8 protein-coding genes are annotated in these 5,914 nt (G+C 64.8%); 5 read left to right on the forward strand and 3 right to left on the reverse strand.

The features are described 5' to 3' along the window. The coding region (locus G6048_RS46350; protein ID WP_328828986.1) for a trypsin-like serine protease at positions 1-1,069 on the reverse strand (1,069 nt) is incomplete at its 3' end. A gap of 315 nt (positions 1,070-1,384) precedes the next feature. On the opposite strand from G6048_RS46350, the gene G6048_RS46355 reads away from it, so the two are divergent. The 3 genes from G6048_RS46355 to G6048_RS46370 all read left to right on the forward strand — a co-directional run bounded on the left by G6048_RS46355 (position 1,385) and on the right by G6048_RS46370 (position 3,001). After that, a complete protein-coding gene (locus tag G6048_RS46355) occupies positions 1,385-1,846 on the forward strand; it encodes a hypothetical protein (RefSeq protein WP_165345630.1) in 462 nt (153 codons plus the stop codon). A gap of 603 nt (positions 1,847-2,449) precedes the next feature. Then, positions 2,450-2,716, forward strand: coding sequence for a colicin D domain-containing protein (locus G6048_RS46365; RefSeq protein WP_165345631.1), 267 nt, complete (start codon positions 2,450-2,452; stop codon positions 2,714-2,716). Positions 2,717-2,761: 45 nt separating this feature from the next. Beyond that, entirely contained in the window at positions 2,762-3,001 is a 240-nt protein-coding gene (locus tag G6048_RS46370; RefSeq protein ID WP_165345632.1) for a hypothetical protein, read from the forward strand. A gap of 185 nt (positions 3,002-3,186) precedes the next feature. On the opposite strand, the gene G6048_RS46375 is transcribed toward G6048_RS46370, so the two are convergent. Beyond that, complete coding sequence (locus tag G6048_RS46375) at positions 3,187-4,056, reverse strand: hypothetical protein (protein WP_165345633.1); 870 nt, start codon at positions 4,054-4,056, stop codon at positions 3,187-3,189. 33 nt (positions 4,057-4,089) lie between these two features. Beyond that, the gene (locus G6048_RS46380) at positions 4,090-4,509 is read right to left on the reverse strand and encodes an ATP-binding protein (RefSeq protein WP_165345634.1); all 420 of its coding nucleotides are present in this window, start codon (positions 4,507-4,509) and stop codon (positions 4,090-4,092) included. A 234-nt stretch (positions 4,510-4,743) separates the two neighbouring features. On the opposite strand from G6048_RS46380, the gene G6048_RS46385 reads away from it, so the two are divergent. Beyond that, the gene (locus tag G6048_RS46385) at positions 4,744-5,595 is read left to right on the forward strand and encodes a helix-turn-helix domain-containing protein (RefSeq protein WP_165345635.1); all 852 of its coding nucleotides are present in this window, start codon (positions 4,744-4,746) and stop codon (positions 5,593-5,595) included. A gap of 9 nt (positions 5,596-5,604) precedes the next feature. Continuing rightward, positions 5,605-5,865, forward strand: a complete 261-nt coding sequence (locus G6048_RS46390) for a DUF397 domain-containing protein (protein ID WP_165345636.1) — start codon at positions 5,605-5,607, stop codon at positions 5,863-5,865. Positions 5,866-5,914 lie beyond the last annotated feature (49 nt).

The raw sequence follows: 5,914 nt of genomic DNA on the forward strand, positions 1-5,914 counted from the left end.
CGGAGCCGATGGCCTCGCCGGCGGCCCCGATGGCGAAGCGGTTGCCGTCGGCGGTCATGGTGCTGGCGAAGCCGTCGCCGGCCTCCGGGGAACCCGGTACGTTCGTGCTGTCCTGGTGGACGGCGATGTTGGTGGCGCCGCGCAGGTAGAAGAAGTCGCCCGCCTTGGCGACGCTGCCGATGGACTCGCCGGGCACGCCGATGATCAAGAACGGTTCGCCCGCGGCGGTGGTACCGGCGGCCAGGGAGTCGCCCATGCGGTCACCGGCCTCCACGCCGGAGTCGCCGATGGCTCCGGCGCCCTGGCCCTCCTCGAGGTGAGTGCCCTTCTTCGCGCCGGTGCCCAGGCCGCCCGGGGCGCCGTGCAGGATGTCGACCACGCCGGGGTCGTCGACGTTGCCGATGTCCTCGCCGGCGGTGCCCACGACCAGCTCGGTGCAGCCGTCCTCGTCCCAGTCGACGGTGGCAATCTCCTGGCCGAACCAGTCGCTGGGCTCGGAGTTGCCGGTGACCCAGTCCAGGTCCTGGGTGATCTCGGCGGTGCCCTTGCCGCCGCCGTACACGATGCGCACGAGGCCGGCGTTGGCGTCGCCGCCGACGGTGGCCTGCGGGTCGCTGATCGCGATGTCTTCGGCGCCGTCGCAGTTGAAGTCGGTGTGGCGGTCAGCAGTAGTGGCGGTGACCCAGGAGGCCAGGTCGTCGGTGCGGGAGGCGACCGCGCCGGTACGGGTCTCCTTCTCGCCGAAGCAACCACCCTGCCAGGAGCGGCTGTTGACACCGATCAGCTCGGTCTTGCCGCCTGTCTCGCGGAGCAGCGGGCCGCCGGTGTCGCCCTTGCAGAGCGCGGCGTTGACCCCGGTGACGGCGATGTCGTCGGCCCCGACGGTGTCCACCGCGAACGCGGCGGTGTGCAGCGCGCCGGGTACCCACGCGGTCTTGGTGCGGCCGAACCCGGCGGCGTTCAGCTGCTCGCCGGCACTGGCGGCGGTGGCCGACAGGGCGACGGGGGTGATGCCGGTGACGGGCCTGGCGAGCCGGGCGAGGACGACATCACGCCCGGCGCGCGGCACCAGTTCCAAATGCCGGTCCGGATTGTGGTGTTCCGGTCGGCGGCAAGAACGGAGACACTCGCGGTGGCGAGGACTTCCATGGCAGTGATTACAGTCTCGACGAGATTGTCGAGTTCGTGAAAGGGCACACGGGTGACGGAAACCCTGCAATGGGGCGTCCGTCCGCTGCCGAAGTCGAGACGACACTTCGGCAGGCCGGGCCGAACCAGCTCGAGGGGCAGAACTCCTCCAGATTCGACCACAATGGTGTCCGCGTGATCGTCAACTGGGACATGCCATGGAAGTCGACAGCTTACTACCCCGGCAGGTGAATGGATGAGCAGCAGTGAGTACGACGAATGGGTCGGGCGCTTCCTGACAGACGTTGAAGCGCCTCGCCTGGAGAGCGTCTCCGTTCCGGTCGCCCCGGGGCGGACTCTGGGGATGGTCTCGCTGTTGGCGAGCTGGCGCAACCATGTTGTCCGGATCGAGCGGGAGCTCGGACTTCCCGATTCCGACAGGACGGCGTGGGGTGTCTACGACCTGATCGCTGCACTCGCTCTCAGGAGCTTCATCGCCAGTGGGGTCGAAATCGCCCCCTCGGACTCTCTTGATGGATTCAGGCGCGCGCTCAGCGATGTCGACGCCAGGTTCAAAGAGTTCACCGAAGCCGATAATTCCGGGGCCGTCCGCCGTATCGACGGAGATGAGCGACCACGCGATGAATGGTGGTGGGACCGAGTTCCACGACTCGGTCCAATCCGTCGAGAGATCGAGCACATCAGATCACTGCCGTAATCTGGTCGCGATCAGCAAAGTAGTGATTATTCAGGGTTGACCCTAGAATTTCAACCCTAAAGCTGAAGCCCCCGTCGAGTGCTTCCCGACGGGGGCTTCAGCGACGATTTATCCGACCTATCGCCGACCTTATTGATCCGAAACTCAATCGGTTCTATTCGAGGATGTACAGTAGCGGACGTGAGGCCGCCGAAGCAGCCGTAGATGATGCGTGGTTGGCGTTGGCGCCGGTGGAAGAACCTGCGGGTCTTGGCGGCGAGTTGGGCCTGGTCGCGGGCCCGGCTGTGCATCGGCAGGCTCCGTTTGAGGTCGGCGTTGACCAGGTCAGTCGGTTTGCCACACTGCGAGGATCGATGGACACGGGAATGTGAGTACGCCGATTAGCGGCGCTGAAGGCGGCGTCCGAGGCCGAGGCCGGGCAACCGCTCCGACACCCAAGAGCAGAGGACGTACAACCTCACCGTCACGGACATCCACACGTACTATGTACTGGCGGGCGACACGCCGGTTTTTGTACACAACAGTGGGCCCGAATGCGGAACAAATTGGATTTCGTCCGACAAAATTCCACATCACTACATGAAGAGGAGTGACCAGAGAGTTATGCACGCCGAGGACTTCGGCGTAACGGGGCCTTACAACAAGGCGAACGGTCAAGCGTTCATTCAGGCCATCGAGCAGTTCGTAAAGAACCCGGGAACGCGACAGATCCAGGGCACTTATAGGTGGCAGGATGCTATCCACTACATAGACGACACGGGGCTGCATGCGTCATTTGCCGCAAACGGTCCGAACGTCGGAGAGTACCTTGGCGGGTGGCGATCATCGGGAGACCAGCTGACCTACCTGCTGCGGGATGGCAGGCTTTAGTGACAGGTCACCGACGTGAGAGCTTCGATCCGAAGAGGGATCTCCGTGAAGATTGAATTGACAGACGATCAGGCGCTTGTCCTGTCCGACTGGATGAACCGCGTTATGCATCAAGAGGAGTTCTCGGCGCTCGTCGACGATCGCGCGGTTTGGTCTGCTCTTTTCAAGATTAGTGGAACATTGGAGACGCAGCTGTCACATATCTTCGATCCCTCCTACTCTGAGCGATTGGACGCGGCCCGTCAGCGACTAATCGACGAGCTTGGGGAATTTGGCGATCGATGAATTGTGGCATGTGTCGTCATGGCCTACTGAACGGCCTCCGCATGGGCCACCGCGTTGGCCGTCACGTCGTGAGCCGCGCACCTCGGCTGCGCCACCGCGATGCTCAACGGCTGCTCCACCCTGAACTCCCCTCGTCGCCTCCACGGCGTTCCGTCATGCTCCGGTCCGCGGCCGTCGCCTCAGGCTCAGTCTTCGTCATCGAACAGATCGGCCGCCGCAGTCGCGTGAACCGCCCGCGTCACCCACGCCTCGAGACGGTCCAGATCCGTGCACGCCAGCACTCGCTCTCGAACAGAGTCCGGAACTTCCAGCCCACGAGATTCCATGATCCTAAGGATCATCGTGGTGCGTTCCTCGACCCGGAGCTGCTGGGCAACCGGGTTCCGGAAGAAGTAGTTCACTGACGTCATCAGGTCCCTCCAGATCTTCTTCGCCTGGGGGTCGACCAGGCCTGACTCGATGAGCTCCGCGAACACCGCCGCGGTTTCGGTGTCGATGACGCCCCCGCCCAGAGCGGCGGCCAGGGGTTCCAGTATGGCGGCGGCGCCCGGCCCTTTACCATGTGTCATCGCCGAGAACACAGCGAGCGGGATATCCCGCTCGGCCTCCCGTTCGTCGGCGATCACCGGCACGTTGTCCGGTCCCAGAACGATCGGCCGCACCGTGAGTGAGGACCAGCCCGGCAGTCCGAAGCGAATGGGCTGCGCCGCCCAACGAGCAGTAGAACTGCACTGGGTCACGACGAGCAGGACCGGCTCGCAGCGGTACTTCTCGTAGAGATACGACAGGTAGTAGGCCCAACTCCCGCGCTTGGCCTCGTTTTTCTTCCCCTGGGACTCGATCACCAACAGGTAGTCGCCGTCATCCGTATCCACCCGCAGGAGGGTGTCCACACGGCGCTCGATCGGCTGGATCTCAGTGAGATCCGCGTTGAGGACCGCGATCTCCCGTGGCTCTGGGAATGGGATGTGCAGCAGGCGCTGGCAGGCGCGAGTCAGCAGTCCCGGGTCCTTCTGGAAGATCCGGTGCAGCGCCTCGTGCGACGAGCCGATCATCGGCTCTCCTTTCTGTGCGACGTGATCAACGAGCTACGCGGCACCGAGGTCACACCAGACGTACTTGCCGGTGTCGCCGTTCGTGGACAGCGGGTGCCAGCCCCAGCCGTCGGAGCAGGCGCGGACGAGTTCGAGCCCACGGCCTCGCTCCGCTTGGGCAGCAAGGTTCAGCGGGGGCGCGGGCGGAGTCGGGTCGGCGTCCCAGGCGCCGATGCGCAGAACACCGCCCGACCAGCGCAGACGCAGGGCGGCGGGGCCCTTCGTGTGGCGTACGGCGTTGCTGATCAGCTCAGTGGCCAGCAACTCCGCGGCCTCTGCGAGGTCGAGCAGTCCGTGTGCCGTGAGGATGAGACGCAGGGTGCGGCGACTGACCGTGACGGCGCGCGGGGTGTGCGGGATGTACAAGGTGTACTCCCAGGGTTCGTCGGCTTCTTCGGCGGCGATTTTCGGCATGCGTGAACTCCGGTTGGGGATGGGGAGTTGGTGACGGCGCGGCGGTCAGCGGGCGGTGTCAGTGCCACAGCCGTCACGGCATGACGGAGTGGTGCGCTTCCGGGATCCCGGTCTCGCAGCGTTTGCGACGCGTCACTGACGGTAGGTCTTAAAATTGCGACTGCGCAAGTCGTCCGCGTAATCTCGCCCCCGAACGGGGCATCACGGACAGCGAGTTGAAACAGGGAGCTGCGCATGGCAACACGGCGAAACCCCACGGCACGGCAGGTACGCCTGGGAGCCGAGCTGCGCAAGCTACGGGATGCCGCAGGACTGAAGGCCACAGAGGCGGCAGCACTGCTGGGAGTGAACTCCGCCCAGGTGAGCCAGATCGAGGCCGGCGTCGCAGGCGTAAGCGAGGAGCGTGTGCGCCGCCTCGCCGCCCACTATTCCTGCACGGACGGGGAGTTGATCGACGCGTTGGTAGCGATGGCGACCGACCGGACACGCGGTTGGTGGGAGGAGTTCCGGGGGCTGCTACCCACACCGTTCCTGGACATCGCCGAGCTGGAGCACCACGCCACATACCGGCACGATGTCGAGTTCCCTCACATCCCCGGACTTCTCCAGACGGAGGAGTACGCCCGGGCCGTCTTCTCGTACAGGGTCCCCGAACTTCCCTACGGTGAGCTGGAGTTGCGAGTCCAACACCGGATGAAACGGAAAGTCGTCCTTGCGGGCCCCACGCCCGTCCCGTACGAAGCGGTGATCCACGAAGCGGCACTTCGCACCAGAGTCGGCGACCGTGCCGCCGCACGGGCTCAGCTCGCGCGCATTCTGGAACTGTCCGAGACGGAACACATCACCGTTCGCGTGATCCCCTTCGATCTGGACGGCTTCGCGGGCGCCTGGAACACCATGATGCTGGCGGGCGGCGCCGTGCCCCAGCTGGACACAGCGGTGCGCGACACACCCCACGGCACCGCATTCATCGACTCCGAAGCCCAACTCGGCGCTTCTCGAACACTCTTCCGTAAAATGGAGGCCGCGTCACTCGATCCCGAACGGTCGCGTGACTTCATCCACAGGCTGGCCAAGGAACTGTGAGGCGCACCGATGACCACCCCCGCCAACTGGCAGAAGTCGTCCTTCTCCGGCGGCGCAGACGGCAACAACTGCGTCGAACTCTCCTCCACCCCTGCCAACTGGCAGAAGCCCTCCTTCTCCGGCGGCGGCGACGGCAACACCTGCGTCGAACTCACCGCCACCGAAGGCCGGATACGCCTACGCGAGAGCGACGACCCCACCACCCAACTCGCCACCGAACCAACGCCGCTCCGCCAACTCCTCCGCGCAATCAAGAAGCGGCAGATTTGAGTCACGGGCTCACGACGTAACCCCTAACCCCCTACCCCTGTCTCTTATA

Source organism: Streptomyces ureilyticus, from assembly GCF_011045025.1.
GTDB lineage: Bacteria > Actinomycetota > Actinomycetes > Streptomycetales > Streptomycetaceae > Streptomyces > Streptomyces ureilyticus.